The sequence below is a fragment of the Paraburkholderia nodosa genome (assembly GCF_001718195.1).
GTDB lineage: Bacteria > Pseudomonadota > Gammaproteobacteria > Burkholderiales > Burkholderiaceae > Paraburkholderia > Paraburkholderia nodosa_A.
The window spans coordinates 1-26,195 of sequence record NZ_MCNV01000048.1 but is presented as its reverse complement, the minus strand read 5'-3'; the positions used below and the strand labels follow the sequence as shown (position 1 = coordinate 26,195).

The 26,195-nt window shown below is 61.5% G+C and carries 18 protein-coding genes and 8 pseudogenes; 8 read left to right on the top strand and 18 right to left on the bottom strand.

All coding sequences use genetic code 11. The annotated features are described in order from the left end of the window. The first annotated feature begins 297 nt into the window (after positions 1-297). A pseudogene (locus BFD71_RS37635) lies at positions 298-999 on the top strand (IS6 family transposase). A gap of 39 nt (positions 1,000-1,038) precedes the next feature. Here BFD71_RS37635 and BFD71_RS37630 read toward each other — a convergent pair. The 12 genes from BFD71_RS37630 to BFD71_RS41155 all read right to left on the bottom strand — a co-directional run bounded on the left by BFD71_RS37630 (position 1,039) and on the right by BFD71_RS41155 (position 14,813). Beyond that, positions 1,039-1,635: a 4'-phosphopantetheinyl transferase family protein gene (locus BFD71_RS37630; RefSeq protein WP_083245719.1), complete on the bottom strand. Its 597-nt coding sequence runs from the start codon at positions 1,633-1,635 to the stop codon at positions 1,039-1,041. Positions 1,636-2,074: 439 nt separating this feature from the next. Continuing rightward, positions 2,075-2,443: a hypothetical protein gene (locus BFD71_RS42610; protein ID WP_256095097.1), complete on the bottom strand. Its 369-nt coding sequence runs from the start codon at positions 2,441-2,443 to the stop codon at positions 2,075-2,077. Between the two features lie 396 nt (positions 2,444-2,839). Then, the gene (locus BFD71_RS42605) at positions 2,840-2,977 is read right to left on the bottom strand and encodes a hypothetical protein (protein ID WP_256095096.1); all 138 of its coding nucleotides are present in this window, start codon (positions 2,975-2,977) and stop codon (positions 2,840-2,842) included. A gap of 27 nt (positions 2,978-3,004) precedes the next feature. Further along, positions 3,005-3,880, bottom strand: coding sequence for an SDR family oxidoreductase (locus tag BFD71_RS37620; RefSeq protein WP_069269252.1), 876 nt, complete (start codon positions 3,878-3,880; stop codon positions 3,005-3,007). A gap of 75 nt (positions 3,881-3,955) precedes the next feature. After that, entirely contained in the window at positions 3,956-4,375 is a 420-nt protein-coding gene (locus BFD71_RS37615) for a HepT-like ribonuclease domain-containing protein (protein WP_141710950.1), read from the bottom strand. A gap of 34 nt (positions 4,376-4,409) precedes the next feature. Then, entirely contained in the window at positions 4,410-5,150 is a 741-nt protein-coding gene (locus BFD71_RS37610) for a thioesterase II family protein (protein WP_069269250.1), read from the bottom strand. A gap of 24 nt (positions 5,151-5,174) precedes the next feature. Beyond that, positions 5,175-11,432 carry a type I polyketide synthase gene (locus BFD71_RS37605; protein WP_083245716.1) on the bottom strand — a complete coding sequence of 2,086 codons (6,258 nt, stop codon included), beginning with the start codon at positions 11,430-11,432 and terminating at the stop codon, positions 5,175-5,177. Then, positions 11,429-11,788: an acyl carrier protein gene (locus BFD71_RS37600; RefSeq protein WP_069269249.1), complete on the bottom strand. Its 360-nt coding sequence runs from the start codon at positions 11,786-11,788 to the stop codon at positions 11,429-11,431. Before BFD71_RS37600 ends, BFD71_RS37605 begins: the two co-directional genes overlap by 4 nt. Next, positions 11,782-12,522, bottom strand: coding sequence for an SDR family NAD(P)-dependent oxidoreductase (locus BFD71_RS37595; protein WP_069269248.1), 741 nt, complete (start codon positions 12,520-12,522; stop codon positions 11,782-11,784). The genes BFD71_RS37600 and BFD71_RS37595 overlap by 7 nt, the downstream gene beginning before the upstream one ends. After that, a complete protein-coding gene (locus BFD71_RS37590) occupies positions 12,519-13,883 on the bottom strand; it encodes an ANL family adenylate-forming protein (RefSeq protein ID WP_069269247.1) in 1,365 nt (454 codons plus the stop codon). The genes BFD71_RS37595 and BFD71_RS37590 overlap by 4 nt, the downstream gene beginning before the upstream one ends. 7 nt (positions 13,884-13,890) lie before the next feature. Next, a complete protein-coding gene (locus BFD71_RS37585) occupies positions 13,891-14,193 on the bottom strand; it encodes a hypothetical protein (RefSeq protein WP_069269246.1) in 303 nt (100 codons plus the stop codon). An 86-nt stretch (positions 14,194-14,279) separates the two neighbouring features. Beyond that, a complete protein-coding gene (locus BFD71_RS41155) occupies positions 14,280-14,813 on the bottom strand; it encodes a hypothetical protein (protein WP_141710949.1) in 534 nt (177 codons plus the stop codon). Between the two features lie 508 nt (positions 14,814-15,321). Here BFD71_RS41155 and BFD71_RS41150 point away from each other — a divergent pair. Beyond that, positions 15,322-15,444: pseudogene (locus BFD71_RS41150) on the top strand (IS6 family transposase); the annotation flags it as partial. Between the two features lie 95 nt (positions 15,445-15,539). Continuing rightward, positions 15,540-16,213: pseudogene (locus BFD71_RS37575) on the top strand (IS6 family transposase); the annotation flags it as partial. 196 nt (positions 16,214-16,409) lie between these two features. On the opposite strand, the gene BFD71_RS37570 reads toward BFD71_RS37575, so the two are convergent. After that, positions 16,410-17,243, bottom strand: coding sequence for a LysR substrate-binding domain-containing protein (locus BFD71_RS37570; RefSeq protein ID WP_069269255.1), 834 nt, complete (start codon positions 17,241-17,243; stop codon positions 16,410-16,412). Positions 17,244-17,332: 89 nt separating this feature from the next. Between BFD71_RS37570 and BFD71_RS37565 the strand changes: the two genes are divergently transcribed. Then, complete coding sequence (locus BFD71_RS37565) at positions 17,333-18,346, top strand: NADPH:quinone reductase (RefSeq protein ID WP_083245714.1); 1,014 nt, start codon at positions 17,333-17,335, stop codon at positions 18,344-18,346. Positions 18,347-18,434: 88 nt separating this feature from the next. Here BFD71_RS37565 and BFD71_RS37560 read toward each other — a convergent pair. The 3 pseudogenes from BFD71_RS37560 to BFD71_RS37550 all read right to left on the bottom strand — a co-directional run. Continuing rightward, positions 18,435-19,442: pseudogene (locus BFD71_RS37560) on the bottom strand (IS110 family transposase); the annotation flags it as partial. 131 nt (positions 19,443-19,573) lie between these two features. Beyond that, positions 19,574-19,822: pseudogene (locus BFD71_RS37555) on the bottom strand (transposase); the annotation flags it as partial. Positions 19,823-19,873: 51 nt separating this feature from the next. Next, positions 19,874-20,677, bottom strand: a pseudogene (locus BFD71_RS37550) (IS110 family transposase); the annotation flags it as partial. Positions 20,678-20,789: 112 nt separating this feature from the next. On the opposite strand from BFD71_RS37550, the pseudogene BFD71_RS37545 reads away from it, so the two are divergent. From BFD71_RS37545 to BFD71_RS37540, 3 genes and pseudogenes are all read left to right on the top strand, one after another. Then, positions 20,790-21,759: pseudogene (locus BFD71_RS37545) on the top strand (IS110 family transposase). 646 nt (positions 21,760-22,405) lie between these two features. Beyond that, positions 22,406-22,603, top strand: coding sequence for a gamma-glutamyl-gamma-aminobutyrate hydrolase family protein (locus BFD71_RS43005; RefSeq protein WP_083245720.1), 198 nt, complete (start codon positions 22,406-22,408; stop codon positions 22,601-22,603). A 500-nt stretch (positions 22,604-23,103) separates the two neighbouring features. Beyond that, entirely contained in the window at positions 23,104-24,201 is a 1,098-nt protein-coding gene (locus tag BFD71_RS37540) for an OpgC domain-containing protein (RefSeq protein WP_069269243.1), read from the top strand. A gap of 144 nt (positions 24,202-24,345) precedes the next feature. Here BFD71_RS37540 and BFD71_RS41145 read toward each other — a convergent pair. Beyond that, a pseudogene (locus BFD71_RS41145) lies at positions 24,346-24,768 on the bottom strand (hypothetical protein); the annotation flags it as partial. Between the two features lie 436 nt (positions 24,769-25,204). Between BFD71_RS41145 and BFD71_RS37535 the strand changes: the two are divergent. After that, positions 25,205-25,474 carry a hypothetical protein gene (locus tag BFD71_RS37535; RefSeq protein WP_069269242.1) on the top strand — a complete coding sequence of 90 codons (270 nt, stop codon included), beginning with the start codon at positions 25,205-25,207 and terminating at the stop codon, positions 25,472-25,474. A gap of 535 nt (positions 25,475-26,009) precedes the next feature. On the opposite strand, the gene BFD71_RS41900 is transcribed toward BFD71_RS37535, so the two are convergent. Next, positions 26,010-26,195 (bottom strand): hypothetical protein (locus BFD71_RS41900; RefSeq protein ID WP_218108694.1); only part of this gene is annotated, 186 nt, incomplete at its 5' end.

Sequence of the window (26,195 nt, the reverse complement as noted above, 5' to 3'; positions counted from 1 at the left end):
CAGTCCTGATTCCAGGACACCGGGCAGGCCTCCCGAGGTAAGCACAACCGCCTTCACCACACACCCGCCTGATTTACCACCCCAGCCTTTGATGGTGGAGGACTTCGCGATCATTGGCTCGCTCGTCCGACCGGGTAGGCCTCATATCAGGTTTCTGTTCGTCAGGTCGTGACTTTGCTACACGCTTCCTTCAGACCCCGCCTCGCGACGACGCCCTTGCGTTTCACTGGTCCTTCGCCCCATCAGGCTGGACAGGGGACTTTCACCCCCAAGCTGTTGTGCATGCTCGGCACACCAATGAAAGCGCTGAGTCCAGCGCTAGCCAAAGTGCTGAAGCGGTTGCACTATCCGCTCGAGATAATGTTGGTGTACGTGCGTTGGTACGTGGCCTACCCGCTGAGCCTGCGCAATCTCGAGGAGATGATGTCGGAACGCGAGATCGCGGTCGATCATTCGACCGTGCACCGGCGGGCCATCAAGCTTTTGCCGGTGCTTGAAAAGGCGTTCCGCCGCTGCAAGCGCCCGGTCGGCAAGAACTGGCGGATGGACGAAACCTATGTGAAGGTACCGGGGTACATGGAAGTATCTCTACCGCGCCGTCGACAAGGCCGGCAACACGGTTGACTTCCTGCTGCGAGCCAAGCGGACAAGGAGGCGGCCCGACGGTACTTCGAGAAGGCCATCGATCAGAATGGCGCGCCCGAAACGGTAACCATCGACAAGAGTAGTGCCAATCTGGCCGGGCTGCGCGCCGTGAACGCCGAGCGTGAGACGCCCATCAAGATCCGCCAGGCCAAGTATCTCAACAATATCGTGGAACAAGACCATCGGGCGATCAAGCGCCGTACCCGACCCATCTTGGGATTCAAGGAATTTCATTGTGCCCGCATCTTGTTGAGCGGCATTGAACTCATGCATATGATCGCCAAGGGGCAGATGGAAGACGCAGGCGAACTCAAGCCATCGGCCGCCCGGCAATTCTACTCGCTGGCGATGTAAGCAATCCTCATCATATCGTTATCGTTCGCCCAAATCGTCTTACCGCGACAGAACCCCTGGCCGCAGCACAGAAAAATCGGCGAGCCCGGCTCCGACACTCCCGTGCGCCTTGAGAAATGCCTCGTTCGCGACCCAGACGTCAAAGAACTGGTCGCGTCGCTTCTGGTGCGGCAGCGCTGAAAACGCAGCGCGATCCGACTCACCCAGCACCCTATCCTGCAGGGTTTCCCAATTCAGCGACGCCGAACATTGCTCGATGTCGACGCCGACCCGGCGGCAATGCGACCAGGCAACGAGCGCAAAAGCACCGCTATGAGAAACGTTGAAATCGATCGTCGAGCCGGGACAGTTGCTGAGAAATGGCCGACCCATGGCTGACCGGGAGAAGTCAAGATCGCTATCACTGAAACCAACCTCTCGCGCAAGATGCGCCCGGAGCATGGAACGCGTAGCGGCGAACCGCACTGCGTCGCGCTCATTGCAGAAGCGACGCGCAGACCGAATTTCGTCGCGCGATAGCGCCGGAAAAGTCAACGTTCTCGGGGATTTTTCGAATTCGAGACCGGCAAGCAGTACGCGAACATCGTCGGGCACACCTACGCCTGTTTCGCGCCGGCAAAGAAACTGTTGATACATGGGCGTGTCACTCCAGGCCAGAACATCTCACGCATCCCATTGGTCGCTTCGAACCTCTTTCGAGCAGCAATGCGGCCTGCACATCGCGAAGCCGTCCGTAACGGACATGCCGGGACTCGCCGCGTTTTCGCGGATACCCGGTGGCCTGTCCCGTTTCGCGAGCTTGTTGCACAAGCTGAATCCTGCGGGGGAAGCAACCAGCCGGACGCGCATCGCTGCGGGACTACGACCTCGCGACGTCCCGTCCGTCATGTCTCCCGGCGACATCTCTCGCCAAGCCCGGTCAACACCGAACGCTTCCCAAAGGCATGGGACATCGACCCGACACATCACCCCGATCTGGGGTCCGCCTTCAGATTGACTACCGTCCTGCCATGCCCCCGCCCTTTTGCCAGCTCGTCCGCAGCATCGACGAGCTGTTCGAGCGATATCTCGCGAATCATGCTGTCGAGCTGTGAGCCTGGCACGCATTCCGAAAGCCGCTCCCACGCTTCGACGCGTCGCGGCGTGGGACAGCGCACCGAATCGATGCCAACGACGTTGATCGCGCGCAGCAGAAAGGGAAACACAGTGGTTTCAAGTTCGGTCCCACCACGAGTCCACAGACCGCCACATAGCCGCCGGATGCGAGCCGTGCAATCGCTGACGACAGCACGGGGCCGCCAACGGTATCGATGACACTCGCGAACAGTTCGAACATCATGCCGTGACGCCCGGGCTTGCACGCCACCGCGTAATCTCCGCGGCCGATGGTCCGGGCCGCGCCGAGCGACCTCAGATAGCTTTCGTGCTCGGGCCGCCCGGTCATTGCGACGACGCGATAGCCGAGTTGTGAGAGGATCACGATCGCGAAACTACCGACGCCCCCACTCGCGCCTGTCACGAGAATCTCTCCGGCCCGCGGGACGGACGTCGTGCGGTTCCAGAGCGAATGCGCAAAGCATTGACGTGAACCCGGCGGTGCCGATCCCCATCGCCCGCCTTGGCGTGAGACCAGGCGACAACGGGACGAGCCAGTCCGACTGGACGACCTGTGTCAAACCGCCCCAGTGACGCTCGCCTATCCCCCAGCCTGTCAGCACGACTGCGTCGCCCGGCTGGAGCCCGGGGCTGGCCGACGTCGCGACAACGCCGGCGAGATCGATGCCCGTATCGCTGGAAACGTACGAATAATCCCGCGATTGGCAATCGCCATCGCGTCCTTTTAGTTGACGCTTGAGTAATGGACGTCGACGACGACATCGCCGTCCGGCAGATTGTCGACGTTCAGCCATTCGATTGACGGTAGGACGCCATTGTCCGTTTCCTTCAGCATCAGTGCCTTGAGTCGGGATGTGCTCATTGTCATTGTGGTTCGCGCCGTGAAACGTCACGGCGACGCGATCTGTTTGGCGAACATGTCGGCAGAGCGCATGCCCGGCAACGCATCGACGAAGAAGTCCGCCTGCAAGGGCGCGCCCGCCTGCATGTCATAATGGGCGAAATCGCGCACGCCTGCGGCAAGCAGTACCTCGTCGTCGATGAAAAACCTGCCAGTGCATGTGGCTGCCGGCTGCGTGAGAATCGCGTACGCGGCGTCGGCAACGATTTCAGGCGTGCGCGACGCCGCGATCATGTCCTCGCCACCGAGCACGTTGCGCACCGCCGCAGTCGCAATCGTCGTTCTGGGCCACAGCGAGTTGACGGCAATTCCAAGGTCCGCGAATTCTGCCGCAAATGCGAGCGTGAACAGGCTCATCGTGTACTTTGCGATCAGGTACGGCGGGTAGTCACGAAACCACCTTGGGTTCGTCGACAACGGTGGCGACAGTGTGAGGATATGGGGATTTGACGACCTGCGTAGGTGCGGCACGCACGCCTGTACGCAGACAAACGTGCCGCGTCCGTTCACGCCATGCATCAGGTCGTAGCGACTGACAGGCGTGTCGAGTGTGCCGGTCAGGCGAATCGCGCTCGCGTTGTTGACCACGATGTCGATCCCGCCGAACGCTGCAACTGTCTCATCGACAACTGCCTGCACCCGCGCTTCGTCGCGGATATCGGCGACGAGCGGCAACGCATGGCCACCTGCGTCCTCAATTACTTTCGCAGCCGTGTAGATCGTCCCTTCGAGATGGGGATGTCGCGTCGCGGTCTTCGCGGCGAGCGCAACATTGGCACCGTCGCGGGCTGCGCGCACCGCGATCGCGAGACCGATGCCGCGACTACCCCCCGACATAAACAACGTTTTTCCGGCAAGGTTCATGACTGCTCCTTTCGCCTACGTCTGCGTCCGTGTTGGACATCGTGCTACACAGGGTACGGTGATGCGAATGATCCGTCATGCGGCCCGTTCATCCCGTTGCGCTACGGCTTTCAGGTCCGGACGCGGGCCGGGCAATGCACCGCGGTCCACGGGCATTCCATCGATCTCTGGAACATGCTTGCGCATCGCCCGCTCTAGTTCTGGCACACTACGCCGCACTGCGAGCCAGACGAGCTTCCTCAACCGTTCCGGGTTGCGCTGGTGCATCAGGTAGTCGACGCGCGCGCCGATCAGCCGCCACGGAAAGTCCGGTAACCTCAACCGGTACTCTGGACTGAGACAGGTCCATGTGTAGCCGATCATTTCAATGTTGCGCACGACAGCGTCCTGCATCATGTTCGACGCCATGAATGCGCGACGGCCCTCCCGTGTATATTCGCGAATGCGCCGGAGCCGGTGCTTCATTTCCTTCAGGTACTGTAGATCGTCGTCCATTTGCGCCCCCTCCCGCGTCACCATGAAGCTCCGCTCATTGCAGGTCGGCGAGCAAGCCAAGCATTTGCCGCGAAATCGTATCGAGCAATGCCGACTGCGAATCGCGCAGATAGAAGTGGCCGCCCGGAAAGACACGCACTGCCGCGACGCGCTCGACCCCCCTCCAGCGCTCAAGTTCGGCGGCACGCACAACAGGGTCGTCTGCACCGCCGAGTACGGTCACCGGACAGCGTAGTTGCACCACGGCGGGCCGGTAAGCATCGAGCAGCGTCATGTCGGCGCGCAACACGCGCACGAATTCCTGTGCGAATTCGGCGTCGCGCAACAGCCCGTCGGGCAGGCCGCCGTATCGCGAAACCGTCTGGAGCAACTCCGTGTCCGTCACCTGGTTCACGAAACGTCCCGGATGCGGCGCAGGTTTAGGCAGCAGCCACGACGACACGAACAGATGCACGGGCGCGCACGTGAGCCGCATCGCCACCTCGAACGCGATCGCCGCCCCCATACTGTGTCCGAACAACGCAAACGGTCGGCCAAGATAGGGCTGCATCGCCGCTGCGACCTCGTCTGCAGCCTGGTCCATGCGAGTATGCGGAACCTCGTCGAGCCGGCTCTCGCGCCCCGGCAACTGGACAGCGAACACATCGATCGCAGGTTCGAGGAGGCGACGCCAGCCGCGAAACGCCGACGCGCCACCGCCGGCATGCGCAAAACAGAACAGCGACAGCCGCGCTGTCGTCGTCGGGGTCGCCGAGGGGAACCACCGCGTCGTCATTACGGGCATCATTGTCATCGGTGTTCACCCGGCAAGCGCGTCCGAAATCGCATCCAGAATGAACGCGCGATCGTCGACGACGCCGAAATGCGCCCCGTCGCGTGTAAACAGGCTGAACTCACCTGTTGTGAAATCGCGCCACGCGAGCGCGTCCTCGTGCGTCACATAGATGTCGTCCTTGCCCCGAAAGCTGGTGATCGGCACGGACCACGGCGAACGCGGCACAAACACGTAGCGGCTTGCCATCTCGAACTCCGCCCGCACGACAGGCAGCACGAGCTCGCGCAACTCCGGAATCGCGAGCATCCGCTCGGTCGCCTCGATCTGGAAGTGACGCAGCGCTTCCGCGAGGACGTCATCCGGTTGCCGGTAGAGCGGTGCGATAATATCGAATTCACGCAGTTCGACAAGCGTCGCCGCGAGCCTGCGCTCGAACGCGGCATCGGCAACGAGGCGGTGCGGCGGACGCGCACCCGATGCGAACAGGTGCGCGGGTGTAACGCCCTCGCGCTCGATCAGTGCACGCGTCGTTTCGTACATGGTCAGACCGCCGACACAGTGCCCGAAGAATGCGACCGGCCGGTCCAGCAGCGGACGCAGCTCGGCGAGCAGACCATCGACGAACGCGTCGATCCGGTTCACGGGCGGCTCGCTAATCCTCGAGAGCCGGCCGGGCGGCTCGACCGCAAGGATCTCCGCATCCAGGCCTGTCGCATCTGCCCACGCGCGGTAGACGGCTGAACCGCCACCTGCGAACGGAAAGCAGATCAACCGGTAACGCGCCTCGGGATTCGGCCGGATCCGGACAAGCCATCGTTCGGCCGGCACAGTCGCCGAAGCCGCCGTGCTCAAGGTGGTCTGTACAAGCGCAGGCATCGCTGCCCCCATCTGTTCGGGTACGGCGTCGTCGCTCTCAACCTTGACCTTCGGTAGCAGTTCGTCGACAAGCTGATCGAGACTTGGCCCCTTGAGCATTGCTGCGGCTGGCAATCTCACGCCAATGGCCGCATCGAGCTGGTTGATCAGTGTGATCGCCATCAGCGAATCGAGACCTAGCTCGCGAAGCGGCTGTGTCGAATCGAAAGCGCCCTTGACTTCAAGGATGGCGCGGACCATCTGACCGACGATGTCGCGCAGCACGTCACGCCGTTCGTGGTCCGGCACCGATCCCAGCCGCGTATTCACCTGGGCGCGCGTGAAGAGGGCGCTGGCAGCAGGCGCTGGCGCACCACGCACGAGCCGCTCAAGCAGGAGCGGGCGCCTGGGGTACTGCGCGGCCCATTGCGGCCATTCAGTGATCGAAACGATGCTCTGCTGGACCCCGCGCGCGAGAATCGCGTGCAGCAGCGCGATCCCTTCTTCTGTTTCAATGTACACTGTGCCGCGCGCGCGCCAGATTGCCGCGCCCCGTTCTCCTGACTCAGTCGCAAGACCCTCACCGCCCCACGGCCCCCAGTTGATCGCCTGCGCCGGCAGACCGAGCCGGCGCCGATATTCGGTCAGACCGTCGAGAAATGCATTACCGGCAACATAATTCGCCTGCCCCATCGCCCCCGTCACGCTCAGCACGGAGGAGAACAACACAAAATGATCGAGCGGCAGGTCACGCGTCGCGACGTGCAGCGCCCAGCCACCGAGCACCTTGGGACCGGTCGTTCCCGCGAACCTGTCCCAGTCCATCTGTGCTAGCACGCCATCGTCAAGATTGCCTGCACAGTGGAACACGCCCTTCAGTGCCGGTAGCTCGGCCCCGATCTGCCGGATCAGCACATGCGTGTCCGCCTCGCGCGTGATGTCGGCCTGCCTGACGACCACACTCGCCCCCTGCTTTTCCCAACGCTCGAGAACCGCCCTGGCCTGTTCGCCTGGGGCGCGACGCGCCGTCAACACCAGATGCCGGACGCCCTGCGCGGTGATGAGCCAGTCCGCGACCTTCAGACCGAGCGCCCCCAGCCCTCCGGTAAGGAGATAGGTCGCGGCCGGATCGAACGGCGGAACAATCCGTTCGGGCGCCGGTTCGTCATCCTGATCGAGGCGCACGGCATAGCGGCGACCCGCGCGCAACGCGACCTCATTTTCGCCGTCAACGGCGAACAACTCCGCTGCCAGTGCTGCGGCGTCTTCTTTCCCGCCGATGTCAATCATCCCGGCCCATAGTTCGGGATATTCGAGCGCGGCAACACGTCCGATGCCCCAGACTGACGACTGCAGCGGGTCGCCGCCGGGCGCGCGCGCCACAGGGGCGTGCGCGCCGCGCGTGACGAGCCAGACGCGTGGCGCGGCCTCGATGTTCGCTTCGGCGAGCGCACGCACGAGCGCAAGCGTACCGCCACTGAAGCGGCGCTCGGCCGCGGCGAGTGCGTCGACTGAGGTGGCCTCGTCCACGCGCTCGCCGAGCCCATGCAGGAGCACCACACCAACGGAGCCGGTCCCGTCGGGGTGCGCGGACAGCGCGGTGCCGAGCGACGCCTGCACGTCGCCGTCCGTGCCGCTTTCCGGAAGCGGCAGCACGGACGTATGGTGTCCGAGTGCACGTAGCCGTGCGTCGAGCGCGTCGGCAATGCCGAGATCGGAACTGGTGACGATCAGCCAGTTCGACGGTCCGGCCGCAGGCGCGTCCTGCAGCGGCTGCATGGGCCGCTCGATCCATTCGAGCCGATGCAGCGCGCGATTGCGTGAGTTGACCTGCGGCGAAATCTGCGTGCGCGTGATCGGTTTCACCGTCAGTCCACCGAGCAGTGCGACGGGAGCGCCGTCATCGCCGTAGATCTCAATATCCAGTGTGACGACGTCCGCCTGCGCCGGGCGCCGTTTCGCCCGTACCCATACGTGCCCGGCACCCGTGCGCTCGATCTCGAACCGTTCGACTGAAATCGGCAACCATGTGCCTTCCGGTTTCGGTTCTAGGCCGGTAAGGCTACGGTACTCGGGTACGAGCGCGGGATAGATATGCAGGCACGCGTCAAGCAGAGCGGGATGCAGCGGATACGCGGCCACTTCGAGATGCGCGGGCAGTTCCACCCGGCCCAGCGCTTCCTCATCGCCCTGCCACAATGCGACGATGCCGCGAAAGCCCGGGCCGTAGCCGAATCCGAGCGGTGCGATCGCCTCGTAGTATCGCAACGGCTCGATCGGCACCATCCTTTCGAGGTCTGCCGATGCGGGTAACGGCATCGTGATCGGCGCGAGGCGTGGTGCGGCACGCGCACACACCCGCGCGCGAAGGTGGCGCCGCCACGCGTCGTCAGTCGCACTGCGGCTGACGAGTTCGGCATCAATGTCACTCCCATCGCCTTGCAGAACGACCTGAACGGCGCGCGCGCCGTCATCGGGGACAACGAGCGCATCGTCGTACGTCAAAGATTCAACCGACACGGGCGCGCCTGCAAAACGCTCGTTCCCGGCCACCGCGAGGGCAACCAGCCCCGCTGTCACCGGTAGCACTGCCATCCCGAAAATCCGGTGATCGGTGAGCCACGGTACCGTGTCGAGGTCGTAGGTCGCGGCGAACTGCCACGCGGCGAGCGGCGAGAGCAGACGCCTGCCCGGAATATCGCCTCCGGGTCCCGTTGCGGTACCGACCGCAAAACCAATGTTTCCCGCCGGCACGCCGCGGCCCGCGTCGAGCCAGTAACGCTCGCGCTCGAACACACAGGTCGGGGCGGACACGCGGCACCGCGAGTACGGTGCGTCGAACGCACGCCAGTCGACTGGCGTGCCGCTGCGCCACAGCGCGGCAAGCGACGCCGTCAGCTCGCTCCATTCACGGTCGGGTCCGATCGAGGCGAGGAAGCGCCGCTCGCCTGCTTCGCCATCGCCCAGAATCTGCTGCGCGAGCGACACGAGCGTCGTGCCGGGGCCAACCTCAACGAAATCGACAATGCCAGCCTGTGCGAGCGTGCGCACACCGCGAATGAAACTCACCGGCTGCAGCGCGTGATCGCTCCAGTACCGGGGTGTCGGCGGAGCGTCCGCGAAGGCGCCAGTCAGGTTCGCAACGAGCGGGATCGTCGGCGCGGCCGCGCAATAGTTGCCCGCAAGCGCTTCGAGCCCAGTCGCAGCAGGCGCCATCAAAGGCGAATGGAATGCATGCGAGACGCTCAGCTCCCGCCCGCCGATGCCCGCCTGCTGCGCACGCGCGAGCACTTCGGCGACGGCCTCTGCGCGACCCGACACGACCGTGTTCTCGGGCCCGTTGTACGCAGCGATGCCAATTGCCTGCGGGTCGCAAATGTCAAGCAGTTGCGCGACCGTCTCTCCCCCTGCGAAGAGCGCGGCCATCGCACCGCCCTTCGGCAACGCCTGCATCAGCCGGCCGCGGGCCGCGATCAGCGCAATGCCTGTCTCGAGGTCATAGCAGCCGGCCACACAGGCCGCCACGTATTCGCCAACGCTGTGCCCAAGCACTGCGTCCGGCATGATGCCCCACGACCGCCAGAGTTCGGCAAGCGCCCATTCGACTGCAAAGAGCGCTGGCTGCGCATACGCGGTCTGGTCAATGCGCGCTTTTGAGCGCGCGTCCCCATACAGGACCGACAGCAGCGGCTTGCCGAGATGCGGGCGCAACAATGTGTCGCAGCGGTCAAGCGCAGCGCGGAATACCGGCTGCGTTCGATGCAGCGCGGCCGCCATCCCGGCGTACTGCGCGCCCTGCCCGGCAAACAGGAACGCAAGCGGGCGCTTGCCAAGGCGCTCCACCGACGGGGGCGCAGCGAGTTGCGCCGCCAGTTCGCTCGCTGTGCCGCCGATCGCCGTCAGCCGCCAGTTGAACGGCTGGCGCCCGGTATTCGCGGTATGGCAGAGGTCGGCAACCGGCTTGTCTGTCGTCGCAAGAGACTGGCGCCATCGGTCCGCGAGCGCTCCGAGCGCGCGCCCGGAGCGGGCAGACAGCGTGAGCACGTGCAGCGGACGGTCGTCCTCAACGGTCGTCGGCGCCCGAACGGGTGCCTCCTCAAGCACGGCGAACGCATTTGTGCCGCCAAGACCGAGCGAATTGACGGCCGCGAACCGCGGCGCAGCGCCGCGCGGCCAGTCGCGCAACGCGGTGTTCACGAAGAACGGGGTCTGCGGGAACGCAATCCTGGGATTCGGTGTATCGAAGTTCAGGCTCGGTGGAATCTGCCCGCGATCGAGTGCAAGCGCGACCTTGATCACGCTTGCGATCCCCGACGCCTGTTCGAGATGTCCGATATTCGTCTTCACCGAACCGACCGCACAGAACGCGCTGTCCTGTGTGTGGCGCCGGAACGCCTTTGTCAGCGCATCGATTTCGAGCGGATCGCCGACTACCGTGCCGGTGCCGTGCGTCTCGACGTAGCCCACTGCCCGTGGCGCAACGCCCGCGCAGGCGAAAGCGTCGAGCATCGCCTTCGCCTGCCCGCTCACGCTCGACGCCGTGTAACTCACTTTCGACGCACCGTCGTTGTTGATCGCCGTGCCGCGGATCACCGCATAGATGTGATCGCCATCCGCACGCGCGTCTTCGACGTGCTTGAGCACGATCGCGCCCGCGCCGCTGCCAAACACCGTGCCTTGCGCACGCGCGTCGAACGCGCGGCAATGCCCATCCGGAGACAGGATATCGCCCTGGCGCGCCGTGTACCCGGCGATGTGCGGCACGCGTACGGTCGACGCCCCGGCGATCGCCATGTCGCATTCACCGTTCAGGATGCTGCTGCATGCGAGATGGATCGCGACGAGTGACGTCGAGCATGCAGTCTGCACCGTGACACTCGGCCCCGTCAGGTTCAGCTTGTACGACACACGCGTCGCGAGAAAATCCTTGTCGTTGCCGATGTGCTCGACACCGCCCGTCGAGCCGCGCAACGCAGGGTTCGACGCGAAGTAGCTGCTGACCACGCCGCCCGCGCCAGCGAACACCCCTATCGAACCGTCATACGTATCTGGCCAGTAACCGGCATCCTCGAGCGCATCGTGGACAACTTCGAGAAAGACGCGGTGCTGCGGGTCGATCACGCGTGCTTCGCGTGGCGAATATTCGAACAGGCCCGCGTCGAAGCGGTCAAAGTCGTCAATGACGGGCGACGCTTTCACGTAACCGGGCGATGCGAGCTGCGCGGGGTCGACCCCCGCGCGCAGCAGCGCGGCATCATCGAAGAAACGAATGGACTCGACACCATCGATGAGATTCTGCCAGTACGCTTTCCAGTCGCTCGCCCCCGGCAACCGGCAGCCGATCCCGACGATCGCGATGCCACGACTGGAGGACGACGGAGAAGTATTCGCTCCGTCGTTGGGCGTGTGCGTGGTCGCGTCCGTCATCCTCGCGCCCCCCGCCGTTGTCGGCGACGCTCGCTTGCCGCCTGCGCATCGGCCAGTTCGTCATTCGGGTCGGCTAGCCCCGTGTCGTCGAAGAGCCGCAGATAGGCGCCAACGAGCTGCCCGACAGTCTGGACCGACGTGATCGGCACGAGGGTCTGGAACGGATCGGCGCCGAACGTCAGTTCCAGATCGAACACAAGCTGGGCGAGATCGAGCGAACTCAGGCCGAGCGTCGCATTCAGCCTGTCGTCCTCACGCAGTTCTCGCGCCGGCAGCCCGCGCTGGCTCATGATCTTGCTCACGGCACCATGGACGAGCCGCTCGGTCTCGTGGCGCTCAAATCGTTGATTCAGCATGTGATGCCTCCGTCCACGGCGACCGTCTGCCCCGTGACGAACGAGGCGCGATCGGATATCAGAAATTCGACGACGTTTGTGATGTCGGTCGTATCGGCGAGCCGGCCGAGCGGGGTGCGTCGCGCAATCCGCGCACGCGCCTTCTCGTCGAGGTGCTGCACCATATCGCTTTCGAAGTAACCGGGCGCGACCGAATTGACACGAACGTTGCACGCACCGAGTTCGCGCGCAAGGCTGCGCGTCAGGCCATCGAGCGCCGCCTTCGTTGCGCTGTAGACGGCGACCCCCGCGTGGCCACGAATCGCGTTCACCGACGCAATGTTCACAATCGCGCCGCGGTTCGCTCGGAGCATCCACTTCGTGCAGCTTTGCGTGAGCAGGATCGTGCCAGTCAGATTGACCGCGATCATCTGTTCGATCGCATCCTCGCGCATCAGCGCCAGGAGCCCGTCGTGACTCACGCCTGCATTGTTCACAAGCGAGCTGACGCCACCCCAGCGGTCCGCCACGCCCGCAACGAACTGCGAGACCGCCGCGCTGTCGGTACTGTCAACTGCTTGCCAGTGAAACCGCGCGGCGTGCGTGTCGCGTTCGATCAGATCGTCGATGTCGCCGGTGCGCGCACGGCTGAAGGTCGCGACCCGCCGGCCAGCGCTCAGACACGTGCGCACCAGCGCAAGCCCCAGGCCCCTGCTTCCTCCACTGATGATAACTACGTCGTCTGCATCGCTCATACGGGCTGCTCCGTCGGTCGTGACACTCTGGCTTTCTTGAACCTGTCGTTATGATGCACGCCGTCATCGACATCGATATGGACCGGCACCTTGAAACGTTCGAGGCGGCCCGCGCAGAAATCCCGGAGCCGGGCGGCAAGCATCGCCGGCGCCTCCGGCTCGATCAAGGATACGCGCGCGACGACGACGTGTCCGGTCACCGGATTGGGCCGGCCCGACACCGTCACGTCGCGGACGTTACCGGCAGCGAGCAGCGTGCTCTCAACTTCGCCCGGGTAAACCTTTTCGCCGCCAACATTGATGATCTCCGAGCGGCGCCCGAGCACGCGCACATACTCGCCGTCAGTCTCGACGACATCCTGGGTGTTGAACCACCCTTGCTCATCGAAGGGCGACGAGGCATTCAGGTAGCCGAGCATCGCCGTTGCGGAACGTACCCACAGTACGCCGTCAACGATCTTGTGTTCGAACCCGTCCGTGCCGAGCTTCATCCACAACGAACCCGCGCCTTTCGATTGCGTTGGCAGGATGCCAAGCTCGGACAGTCCGTACGTCTGTTTCAGCTTCACACCGGGCAGTGCGCCGTGCAGCGCGGCAAGGGTCGTTTCGGGCATGGGTTCAGTGCCGTATGTAATGAGCCTCAGCGACGACAGGTCGTAGCGCGCCGCAACACCGCCAATCAGCATCATGTTAATGAACGTCGGACTGGTCGGCAGCAACTCGACACGGTAGCGCGCGATCGCTTCGCACACCGCATCGGGTGTCCGCGTAGCCGGCGTCACAATCGTCCCACCCTGGCACAGCACGTTCAGCAGCGTGTTGATGCCGCCGATGTGATCGAGCATCAGAAAGACAAGCGTGATGTACGCGCGGCCCTTCGCCCGTTCGAGCCTCGCTGCCATCCGGTCAAAGTCAAGCAGGGAAGCCTTGCTTCGGCCTGTGGAGCCGGAACTGAAGAGAATCAGGCCAGCGGCACCTTCCGCGCGCAACTGCCGGATCAGCGGATGCGCGGTAACGGGCATCGACCGGCGTTCAACTCGGGGAGCACCTGCCACGTCGAACATGATGACGAGGCCGACCTCCGCAATCTCAAGAAACTCGTCGCGCTTCACGCCGGCAGACGCAATGGGCACGATGATCGCTCCGGCAAACGCGAGTGCGAGCAGCAATGCGCAGACATCAGGCGCATAGTCACCGCACACGGCCACCGTGTCACCGCGCCTCACGCACCAACGGTCGAGTTCGCCGTGCCAGAAATCGATCCGCTTGCCGAATGCATCATAGGTGACGGTCTCGCCTGCCGACACGAGACACGGACGCGGACCGAAAGAACGAATGCGCTGCTGCAGAAAGGTCGTCATCGCGAGCCTACCTCGACGCGTGAGAGACGACGGCGCCGTCGCTCGCCGATCCGCACGCTGCCATTTTGACCGCAGCCGTCATCGCCTGCCGTAGCGGCTGGCCGAACAGCCTGCCAACGACGTTCTCGTCGATCACCACGCGCAGCACCGACTGGTACGACACAAGCGACGCGACGCCAACGTCGATCGCAAGAGCGCTGATGCGCAACTGCGCGTCAGCGAGCCTGCGGAACGCCTCGTTCGAGTCGCTCAGGCCCTGTACCCATTGCTGATAGACGGTCGCCTGACTCGGAATGACTGCATTCAACATCGTGTAACCCCCTATCGAAAACAAGCGCGCACGCGGCACCGCAGATGCCGGCGTGCATCGCTGTGAAATACGGGCGACAAGCCCTGTCAGGATGGTGGACGGCTGGCATGACTGCGACGATCGAGCGCGTCGTGTAAGGCGGAGAGTTCGTCTTCGATCTCGTCGCCGCGATAGTAGAGAAAAGCGCCCGTCTCGCCGCCGACGAGGACTTCGAGATAAGGTTCGGGTTCGGCCAAACCCGCATCGCAACCAGCATGGAGGACGTCCACGCTGTCACGCAACGATTCACCGACCGTCGTCACGACCGAAGCGAGACCGAGCGTACGCAACCGGTCCGCCCATACGGCGAGCCCCCTTTCCCCACTGCCTGCGACGATCGGTACGTAAAGGCAGAACGAGCGCTCGTCGAGCCAGCTCGCGTGCCCGTCAAGATCGGGATACGTGGCATTCGCCTCAGGACACGTCCGGGACGAGTGTGTGGAAACAGGCTCCGCCTGCGCGACGTCCTCTGATGCGCTACGTATCACACTATGGCGACGCCGACCGGACGACAGCCCGATGAGGCGCGCAACCACTGCCGGCCATGCGCGCGCAAAAAAGGATCGGTTCGCTTGCCCCATTGAATGCTCCTTCGTCCCCGGAGTGAATCCGGTCAAATTGTGGCGATCCGATAACACGTGCGATTGCGGCGCAGCGTTTACGTGTCGCCCCGCGAATTGCGGGTGGCATCGAGCAGCCACAGGGATTTTCAATGCAACGGGAATCCTAAATCTCTTCCGTTCGTGAATCAGACCGCCGAATACGCGTTGAGCAAACGACGCGTACACTGACACTCCAGGCTCGTCGGCGTGAGGTACCGCGCCCGCATTGATCATAGGAGAAAATCCGGAAGGTACAAAACCTCGACCGCATAAAATTCTGCTCTGCGGTGATCTGTCGCAATACGGCGGTCTGCTATGCTGACGGCCCTTAATGTGTGACTTGATCGATGACCGAGAAGCTCAATCCGAGCTGTGGCAAAAGTACTCAAACAGTTGCATCACCCGCTAGACGTGATGTTGCTGTGTTTTGTTGCAATAGGTCGAGTCGGCTATGATGTTCGTAACAAGACGAACGACTGAAAGCTGGATGAAGACGCTGAATCCGACCGTGGCCCGCGTGCTCAAACGCCTGCATTACCCGCTTGATGTGATCCTGACTTGCGTGCGCTGGTATGTGGCCTATCCGCTCAGTCTGAGAAACCTGGAAGAATGATGGCGCATCGAGGCATCTCAGTGGGGCTCTGGTGCAAATAGGGCCGGCGAATGGGTTAGAGTTGTCGGAACAAAACAAACCGACGAGCCGCGATGAACAAGCTGAAGAGTCCGGAGAAGTTGTTCGGCGGACGCCATTTTGATCGGGAGATCATCATTGTGTGCGTTCGCTGGTACCTACGCTACAAGCTCAGCTTTCGCGATCTGGTCGAGTGATGGTCGAACGGGCATTGTCGCTGGCTCACACGACGATTCTGCGCTGGGTGAGGCGTTATACACCCGAGTTCGTCAAACGCTGGAACCGCTTTGCTACACCTGCGGCTCGCTCGTGGCGTACCGATGAGACCTACCTGAAGATTCGCGGCAGGTGGGTCTACCTGTACCGGGCAGTGGATCGGGCTGGGCAGACGGTGGACTTCATGCTCAGAGTCCGACGCGACGTGGCTGCGGCCAAAGCTCTTTTCAGCAAGGCCATCAAGCGTCTGGGCCAGCCGCTGCAGACCATCACGCTCGACGGCTATGCCGCCTCACACCGCGCGGTACGCGAAATGAAGACCGATGGTCTGCTGGCTGAAGACACGAAGGTCCGCTCCTCAAAATATCTGAACAACGGGATCGAGCAAGGCCATCGCCACATCAAGTCCAGAACGAACGTGATGCCTGGTTTCAAGCGATTCGGGAGCGCCGCGACCACGATTTCAGGAATCGAGTTGACGCATCGCATTTGCAATGGGCAGTTCGATCTCGCGAAGCTCGGCCTCAAGGAGGAACGCCATACAGTCGCGGTTGCATTCGCATATGCAACAGACAACTTCTTGCCGGGGCCTGCGCCGATTTTTTTTGGCCCCGGCTCGGCGCGCACGATAGCGGTCAAGCATTGCGTCGGTGCTGGGCGCGCGCAGCACCGAGCATTTTAACGAAGGCGCCCGGAAATTGCCGCCACTCCCGCACGGGTAGCCGCACTCACTCCTTCAGAAGGTCAATCAGCGCACGACCAAGTGGATCAGGACTTCGCTCATAGGTCACCAGCCTTATCCCCGGCAATTCGGGCCAGGCACCATTGCCTTGCGGCAAGGTAACAAGTCCGTCGTCCAGCGCGGATTCGCAAAGGACCGAAATGCCAAGGCCCTCCTTGATGCGGGACTGGACACCGACGACGCCACTCAAAGTCAGCGCTTCTCGCCATTGGATCGTGCCCGAATTGAGCGCCGAGATGGCAGCAGCTCTGAACGCGCAGGGAGCGGGCAGCAGGCACAGGTCAACCAAGGGTGGTGGGACGTCCAGATCTTGAGCCGCGACCCAGTGCATCTTTTCCTCGCGAAACAGGTGAGGTGAGCCGCGACCCTCCTGCTCCTTTACGAGAACGACATCAAGGTCACCGGCATCGAACGCACGTAGCAACTCCTCACTAAGCGCTACCCTGACGCTCAGCTCAACCCGCGGGAGCAGTCGACGAATCCGGCCTAACAGTTCCGGCAGCCGGTGAGGAACAAGATACTCGACGATGCCCAGGCGCAGGCGCCCTTCGAGGTTCCTTCGGCCAACCATACCGACAGCCTCATCGTTCAGACGCAGCAGACCGACAGCGTAGTTGAGGAACTGTTCCCCGGCAGTAGTTAGCTCGACCTGGCGACTGTTGCGGGAAAAAAGCTCGACCCCGAGTAAATCTTCAAGCCGCTGAACCCGCGTGCTGATCGCGGACTGCGATCTGCAAAGGCGCTTCGATGCACCGGTGAAGCTCCGCGCATCCGAGACAGCAACGAAGCAGCGGACGAGGTCTATGTCAAGGTCTCGCACATCAATCTCCAATAACGATAGCTGCGATTGGTATTATGCGTTCTTCAGCTTGATGGCTCCGCGATACGATTTCCTCGTTACGAAAATGAATGGAGAACGCGATGCAAGCTGTCTGGTATGAGCGGGTCGGACCCGCACGCGAGGTGCTAGTGAACGGGGAGCGTCCAATGCCGTCCCCCGGTCATGGGGAAGTCCTTGTGCAACTCCATGCGTCGGGCGTCAACCCCTCGGACGTCAAGGCGAGGGCGGGGGCTCGCGGCGGGAAGAGCGACCTTGCCTTTGCGTTCGTCATTCCACACAGCGACGGTGCCGGGATCGTTATCGAGTGTGGCCCTGGATGCAACCGGCTCACCCCTGGAAGCCGCGTCTGGGTAAGCAATGGGCAGTGGCGACGGGCTTCCGGCACCGCTGCCCAGTACATTGCGATTGACGAGAAGCTGGTCTTCCCGCTCCCGGACAACGCCTCCTACCTGGTTGGCGCAGCACTGGGCATTCCAACCCTCACGGCGTGCCACGTCACGACAGCTTTCGGCGACGTGGCCGGGCGCACCGTCCTGATCAGTGGCGGAGCCGGCACAGTCGGACGGCTGGCCGTGCAGTTCGCCAGGCAGGCAGGCGCGTTCGTGGTCGCATCCGGACATGGCTCAGCTGATGAAAAACGCATCACCAGCGCTGGTGCCGATGCCTTCGTTGACTACACGAGCCCCACCTTCGTTGCGGACGTGCTCGATGCGACAAATGGGCGACTAATCGATCACGCCGTTGAAGTCGAATTCGGCGCCAATGTGGAGTCTCTGGCCGATCTGCTCTCGGATCGCGCGACAGTGGTGACCTATGGCTCAGCCAGGGTGATGCGGCCGGAGATACCGTTCTACAAGTTTCTGTTCAAGGGCATCGAGCTTCAGTTCGTGCTGGTTTATTTGCTCACACCCGGGGAACGAGCCGACGCAGCTATGCGCATCAATCATCTTCTGGAGCTGGGGACGCTCGACGTACCAATCCATGAGGTACTGCCGCTTCGGGATTGCGCACGCGCGCACGAGCTGGTCGAGAGCGGACAGCGCACAGGTGCGGTTATTCTGGACGTGGAGAACGTCGCATGACTATATCTCTGTCGGACTGCCGCATGAAGATCACCCTGTTCACAGGACGGACCAGTTATCGGCCTGGCGATCGCTCGGGTTATGTTGGTTGGGGGTTCCTGTATCTCCGGCACAGCCGCAGTTGCGCGTCCCAGGCCCGATCGATGATCGCCTTTGGAATTCCTTCGTGTCGCCGCTGGATATCAATGCTCACGCGTGCCGAATGACGGTAGCTCCACGCGGATTCGACCAGCAGCTTTCTTGCGTAACTGTTTCCTGTCTTTGTGATGCTGCCTTGTCGCCGTTTGCCACCTGACGAATGTTCCGACGGCGTCACGCCAAGCCACGCCATCAGTTGGCGTGGATGCTCGAAGCGCGACAGATCGGCCAGTTCGGACACAAGGCCGACAGCCGACGTGAAGTTAATGCCCCGCATCGACTGCAGCGCAAGCACAGCGGGATAGAAACGCCAATCTGCAACGGCTTCACGCAGCGCGGTTTCCAGTCGTTCGCATTGCGCCAAGCGATCCTCGATCGTGCGGCGGTGCTCGTTGAATGCCAGTTGTTGCCAGCCACTATCGAACGAGAATGTGCTAAGCCAGCGGCGGTGAGCAGGCCCCCAGTCCGCTCGTCCAAAGTAATTCACACCATGCTGGAGCAGGAACGATTTCAGCCGGCATCGCGCCTGCTTGAGGTCTTCTCTGGCTGATGACCAGGCACGGGCCAGATCGCGAAACGCTTCATCTTCCATCGTTGGCACATGCACGGCGGACAGGTCACCGGCTCGCAGTGAGCGCACCAGCTTGATTGCGTCGCGGCGGTCTGTCTTGACGCGCTCACCCGGCTTGCGTGGGATGAGCGATGGTGCGCACACCATGCAGTCGAAGCCTTTGTCGATCAGCCGTCGATAGAGGCCATAACCGCATGGGCCTGCTTCGTAGACCACGCAAATGTGTCGTGCTTTGCACCGCAGCCGTTTGCATAGGCGATCAACTTCGATCTGTGTCGTACCGATCTTGCCGAGCAACTCTACGTCGCCCATATCGACCGAGTAGGCAACCATGATCGAATCCTTGTGAACGTCGAGCCCTACGTACAACGTGCTATCGTCGTGCATGCTAGCCTCCGTGTCGGAAACAGACCGTTGAGCGGCGGATCCGTCCCCACTCAATGCGGCTCTGGCAGCCATGCTAACCCGCGCTTACATCCGCACGGCGGCTAGCCTCGCCTCACGGGGAGTCATACTGACTTGCTGATTCCCAGCAGGACCACCTTGCCGCCGGAGCCCGTTTGTCGGGGTACCAAGCCGAGCCACGCCGCGAATTCGCGGCCTGATCTGAATGACTTTGAGTCTCCCATGGTCGCAACCGCGGCGGTCGCCGTGAGCAGGCCTACACCCGGTATGGCGGCAATGCTCTTGCTCGCCTTGTCCTCTTTCATCCACGCCTGCAAACGTCGCTCGATCGTGGCAATCTGTTCATCAAGCTTGCTCAAACCCGCGTCTACAACCGCACGGCGGCCAGCCTTGCCGAATGGAAGTCATACTGACTTGCTGATGCCCAGCAGCACGTTCTTGCCGCCGCTGGAGTTCTGTCGGGGTACCAGACCGACCCACCCCGCAAGTTGCCTGGCATTCCTGAAGCTCATTGCGTCACCGACAGACGCGACGAGCGCGCTCGCGGTAAGTGGCCCGATGCCGGGGACACGTGCGAGGCGTTGACTCGTTTCGTCGCTGCGGTGCCAGGACTGAATCTGCTTCTCGAGCTCCCGGACCCGCCTGCCAAGGTCCTTCAGATGGTCAATGAGCCGCTGGATCAGCAATCGAGACGAGCCAGTGAGATCGCTCTCTGCATCTTCGATTAGTTCGGGCACCTGGCGCTCGAGATGCCCGATGCCTTGGGGAACAACGATCCCGAATTCGGCGGCAGTCCGCGAATCTGGTTGGCCTGTGGGGTTCGGGGCCGGACAAAACCCTGACGTACGCGATGCAGCGACAACACCGATTGCTGCTCGATGGTCTTGACCGGTACGAAACGCATGTTAGGTCGCGCGACTGCCTCGCAGATCGCCTCGGCATCCGCCGCGTCGTTTTTGTTCGTCTTGACGTACGGCTTGACAAACTGGGGTGCGATTAATCTTACGGTATGGCCCATTGCCAGCAGCTTGCGGGCCCAACAGTGCGCGCTGGCGCACGCCTCGATCCCGATTACGCAGGTGGAGAGGTTGGCGAAGGAACTCCGCAACGTGATTTCGCTTGAGCACTTTCTTCAGCACGGTTCGGCCATGTTCATTTACACCATGCACGGAAAAAATGTTCTTCGCCAGATCGATGCCAATCGTCGTAATCTTCATGATGGGCGCACCCCTCGGTCAGGTGGTTGCGGTGACACTTCCACTAATGGGATGGTCCCCGCCCTGGCGGATAGGATAGGCTGGCAGTGTTCATACCGAACTGGAGGCCATCATGGACGGAGTCACGCTCGTTGGTATCGATCTGGGCAAACACACATTTCACCTGCATGGGCAGGACGCAAAAGGCAAGGCTGTGTTCCGTAAAAAGATGAGCGCAAACAACTGGTCGAATTCTTCGCGACGTTCCATGCTTGTACCGTCGTTATGGAGGCCTGTGCCGGTTCGCATCATATGGCCCGCAAGCTGGCCGAATTCGGGCACACGGTGCGCTTTATCTCGCCTCAGTTCGTCAGGCCATTCGTCAAGTCAAACAAGAATGATTTCGTCGACGCCGAGGCGATCTGCGAAACAGCATCGCGCCCGGCGATGGAGATTTGTAACCCCGAAGACGGAATCGCAACAGACGTTTTCGGTGCTGCATCGTGTGCGTGAATCGATGGGTGCGCGAGCGCACCAGAACCGTAAACCAGATGCATGGCTTTCTCCTCGAGTTTGGCATCAGTCTGCCGGTGGGCAAGGCCGCTGTCGCACGTCTGCCGTCCGTGCTCGCCATGCAGGAACTGCCGCTCCGGCTGGTTGCGATTCTGGAGCGCCACCACCAGCACGTCAAGTACCTCGAGGAACAGATCGGTGAGATTGACCAGGAGCTGGGCCGCCAGCTCGCTGAGGACGAGATGGGACAGCGCCTCATGAGCATCTCGGGAGTTGGCCCGGTCACCGCAAGCGCGTTGGCCGCGAAAATGGGCGATGCAAAACAGTACGGATGCAGCCGCGATTTTGCGGCATCGATTGGGCTCGTCCCCCGGCAATACAGTACGGGCGGCAAGACCAATCTTCTCGGGATCAGCCGGCGCGGCGCCAAAAATGTCAGGCGCCTGCTCGTCCTGTGCGCCCGAGCCTACATGCGAGGCCTAGAGAAACGAACCGGCCGCCTGACGGACTGGGTTCGCGCAATGCTCGTGCAGCGGCATTCAAGCCTGGTGGCGTCTGCACTGGCCAACAAGCTGGCGCGAACCGGCTGAGCAATTGTTGCGCGCCACACCACATTCGACGCGGGCTTCACAACCCGCCCGACCTGAACGAACATGGCTTCATCTTTATTGACCACACTCACCCAACTGGTTTTGCGACGACCGAAAATTGATGACGTGAACGGCATACCGGCCTGACGAAGAACCTGCGTGCCAAACAGGCTTTCGAAGCCGAGCCACTGTTAAGGATCGTCAGGCGCGAATCTCATCGTGGCGCGGGGTGCGCCCCCCAAAACGACGCCGAATAGATTTAGGCAAGCCAGCTCGCCATCGAAAATCAGGGTTGCAAAAATGTGGCGGACCATAGATTTGGCAAATTGATGCCGCTTCGGGTGGGGGCGTCGATCCCATTACTTTCGACTTTAGCTCCGCGAAACTACGTGATCTACGGTATTACGAACGACGCAGCACCGTGACGAAAAGATGACAATGCTGCAACCGATCATGGGACGAAAATCGGGCGTTGCCGCTAGGGTGAGCGGCTTCATGCTGGTTGAGCCCTACCTATTAACCTGACGAACCTGACATCAAGATCATCTTCCACGCATACACGCATTAGTATGCGTTAGGTTTCCATAATAAAAATTCATATTCAATAACTGATCTAATGTGGCAATATCGCTTTGACGGGACGTGAATACGCGCTCCGCTTCGAGCATGTCTGATTGTCGTCGGGTCTGGCGGACTGCGGTCGTCGGTCATCGACGGCAGCGAGTTACGCGTCAACTCGCTATACAAGCAAGGAATCGCACAGGTTGGCCAAAGAGTTCGGTTGGAGGCAGTCGCGGATGACGGAGGCATGGAAGCACTGTACACGGACGCATCCACATTTTAACTCGCGCTGCAGTGGCCTCCTGAATGGCACGCCTCAAGCGACGAGGAGCCGGAAGATGCTAGGCGCGTTCGGCAAGGCATGTGATGGCTATAGAGCGAAGCGTTCGACGAAGCAGAATGCAACAACCAATTAATCTGCAGTTGCCTATTGGGAAGAGCTAACCCGGATTCTGGATTGGACGCAAACAGATGCTCCACGCTATTACACGCGCATAGAAGACTTCATGTCTACGCGGTCGAAAGAATTTTTGCGCGGCTAGCAGGAGCGAAGCCCTGCCCGGGACGGCCAGATGCCAGCCGATGCGGTTCGCAAAGCCCAATGATATTGGGCATATTAGCGGGCAAAATTAAGCCTTCAAGACACTACGTCGGCAGCAGTGTGGTAGCTCGTTCTCTCTTCTTGATGGCGAATCCTTTCCGTAATGAAATTTCCTTCATGCGTTCTGTTTGCACCCGAGCGCCCTGCCCGTGAGTGCTCCAGCCTCACACCATCCATACTCCATGCATTCATCGACCTCCCGGCTGCCAGAACTCGATTTTCTCCGCGGTCTCGCATTGCTGATCGTTGTCGTCGATCACGTCAGCGGCAGCGTCGTGTCGCACATTACGTTGCACACGTATGCGCTTTGCGACGCTGCTGAAGCGTTTGTGTTTCTCGCGGGCTACTCGACAGCCACCGCATGGACTACTCTGGCAGCGTACCGCGACAAAGCGGCCGCGCGTAGGTGGTTTATCAAACGAGCGTGGGTGATCTATCGGGCATTTCTTTTCACGGCTGGCTTACTGCTGCTGGCGAGCGCCGTCTTGCGCGCGTTCCACATCGAAACGCCGCACACGGCACGTGATCTGCAGCAATTGATTGCGTCGCCGGCAACGGTGCTGCGCGATATCGTGCTGCTACGCCGTCAACCATATCTTGCGTCGGTGCTGCCGATGTACGTACTCTTCGCGCTGGCAGCACCGGTGATGGTACCGCTCGCACGCGAGCGCCCGTGGCTACTTGTAGCGCTATCGTTCGGGCTCTGGGCGGTCGCGGGAACCTTATATTGGTATCTTCCCGCCGCACTGAACAACCGATGGGATTTCAATCCGTTCGCCTGGCAACTGGTATTTGTGCTCGGCGCACTCGCGCGCTGCCAGCCCGTTTATCAACACATCGATTCCGCGCGTTTCGGCAGGATCGCGTGGCTTGCAGCGCTCGCGATCATCGCCTCTGGTGCCTATTACAAGCTGAGGATCGAGCCCTCAACGCCTGGCATCATGAAGCGGGACCTCGAATGGCCACGCGCGGTGAATTTCATCGCGCTGGCGTGGCTGGTCGCCGATCTCGTCCGCCGTGGCTGGATACGACACGCTGCTGAGAGGGCACCGTGGGTCGGAGCGATCGGCCGTAGGAGCCTGCAGTGCTTCGTCGCCGGCACCGTAGTTTCGCTGAGCGCCGATGCCGTGTTGGCCCGGACAACCGGCGGCCAGCATGATGTGTGGCTGGGTCTCGCTGCAGATGCAGTGACGATCCTGTCCGTATTTGCCGTTGCCTCGCTCGCGAGCCTGCCGGCCCGCGCGCTGACGTCACGCCTGAGGAAAAGGCTCCGCCTGTAGACCCATTAGCCGTCGGATAGCGTCATGCGCAAAGCCGGTTCCTCGCGGCTCTTGAGTTCGAGCTGGGACTGAATAATGCTTCGCTGATTCTTCTCGCAGAAGCCCCGCGCACGGCTCGGGGGGGTGACGTGGCTCACTTTGCACTCAACGTTGATGCTGTGTCGGAAAGCCGCGGCAGTAAGGGGTTTGCAGAATCACTTTTTCAGGTGGTCGCCAGCATATGGATGCAGCAGGCAATTCTGAAGAAAGCCATCCGTGGATGGAAGCGATCTGTTCGAAGCGGATGCGCAGTCGGCGGAAGTTGTGAAGCCACGAGATGGTCTGCTCAACAGAGGCTGACCACGTCGAGCGATTTCTGCAATGCATGACCGCATGCAGTGGACATCGATATTTGTCGTGGTCGTAACCTCTATCGCCCTCAACGACCCGAGGCTTTGATAGTGGTTTGCCAGGCTTGCCGCGGATGGGCGGAATTGCCTCGACGAACGCTAGAAGTTGAATGGGATCGTTGCGGTTGACACCAGTCAAATCACCGCGAGCGGGAAGTTCCTGCAAATGCATCAACAACTATCAGCTTCAAACCCTTGCCGCGCAAGGCGCTTCGAGTTTTTCAGCGTCGACTAAATTACTGTCTCAAATCCGGGAGCCACTTTACAGATCCTGCGCGAAGGGTACGACACTTCTGTACAACGAGATGGGATTGAGGGACTATATTCGCTAGTTCTACTCCGACCGCATCACGGTGTTGGTTGGCTCGTTCGCAGCATTGACGCATATCAACATCGAGGGTGAATCGCGCGCGTATCTTCACTAATGCAGGTGCGCGAGCGGGCGGCGGCAGGTTTTTAGTTTGTGGCGCATCGTGGTTCGCAGCAGAGAAACCATCAACGTAGTCGCCCGGGGGCTCCTCGTCATCGTGCCAAGGCCGCATGATCCGGAATTCCCCAGAAGTTACGCGTCAGGATGACGCACGAATGACTGTTACTCAGGAGGAGGTGCGACTATGAAAAATATGGCCGACGCCGACACGATCGAGTGCCGCGGGATTATCCGGAGGAGGGCCTTCGAACTTGCCGAAAGCGGTGCCTTTACCGACTGGCGAGCAATCAGGCTGACGCTCCACTCGCTCTGTCCCGCTAATCGCGTCGACGATATCCTCGCGAGCCCGTTCTGTCGTCTGGACCTGAATCTGCGATGCGGCAAGCCCATCCGTCAAAGCCTGTCCAATGAATATGGTCACGTGCAAGACAGCGAGCACGAAAGCGCCGGATAGCGATCAAAGGAGGTTTGCACGAGAGCCGTCTGCGACGGCACCGACTCCCAGTCCATTGAACCATTGAAGTCCTACCGAAGCTGGACAAGGGCCGTCCGGAAGATGAACCCCTCTTCTGCATGCAAACATGCTATGTATCTGATTTGACTTCACGGTTCGCTCGCAAACGGCCCGCTCACTCATGCGATGAGCCGACTGCAATGATTGCTGTTCGGCGCTTGATCGGTGCTGGATCAATGCCGGGTGTGGCACAGCTGCACAGATGGCGGAAGCATCATTCTCGTCGTTCTTGCCGCCGACCACAAAGGGTTTCACATATTGTGTCGGCAGCAGTCGAACCGTGTGCCCCCTGCGAGATAAATTCCAGAGCCCAGAAGTGCGAACCGTGACGGTGTTCGATGCCGATCAGGCTCGGTTCCAATCTCGAAAAGAACTTGCGCAGCTGCGGAAGTTTGCGCAGCTGTATCGGAGCAAGATCTGCGAACAGGCAAGGATGGTGACGTGGCCCCGGTGGACAAGTGGTCCTATGGCGTGTTCACGCTAATGTCGTTTGATCGTCCACTCTGGCGATGGAAATCACCGAAGCCCAATTATCAACGGATCGAGCATTGTCTGCCACGACAGCGTGGCAACAGTCAGTCTGACGAACCTGCAAGTGCAATGCGATCTTTATGTCGCCGAGCACGGCTGCAAGTGGCGTGGACTGCCGAAGCGCTTCGGT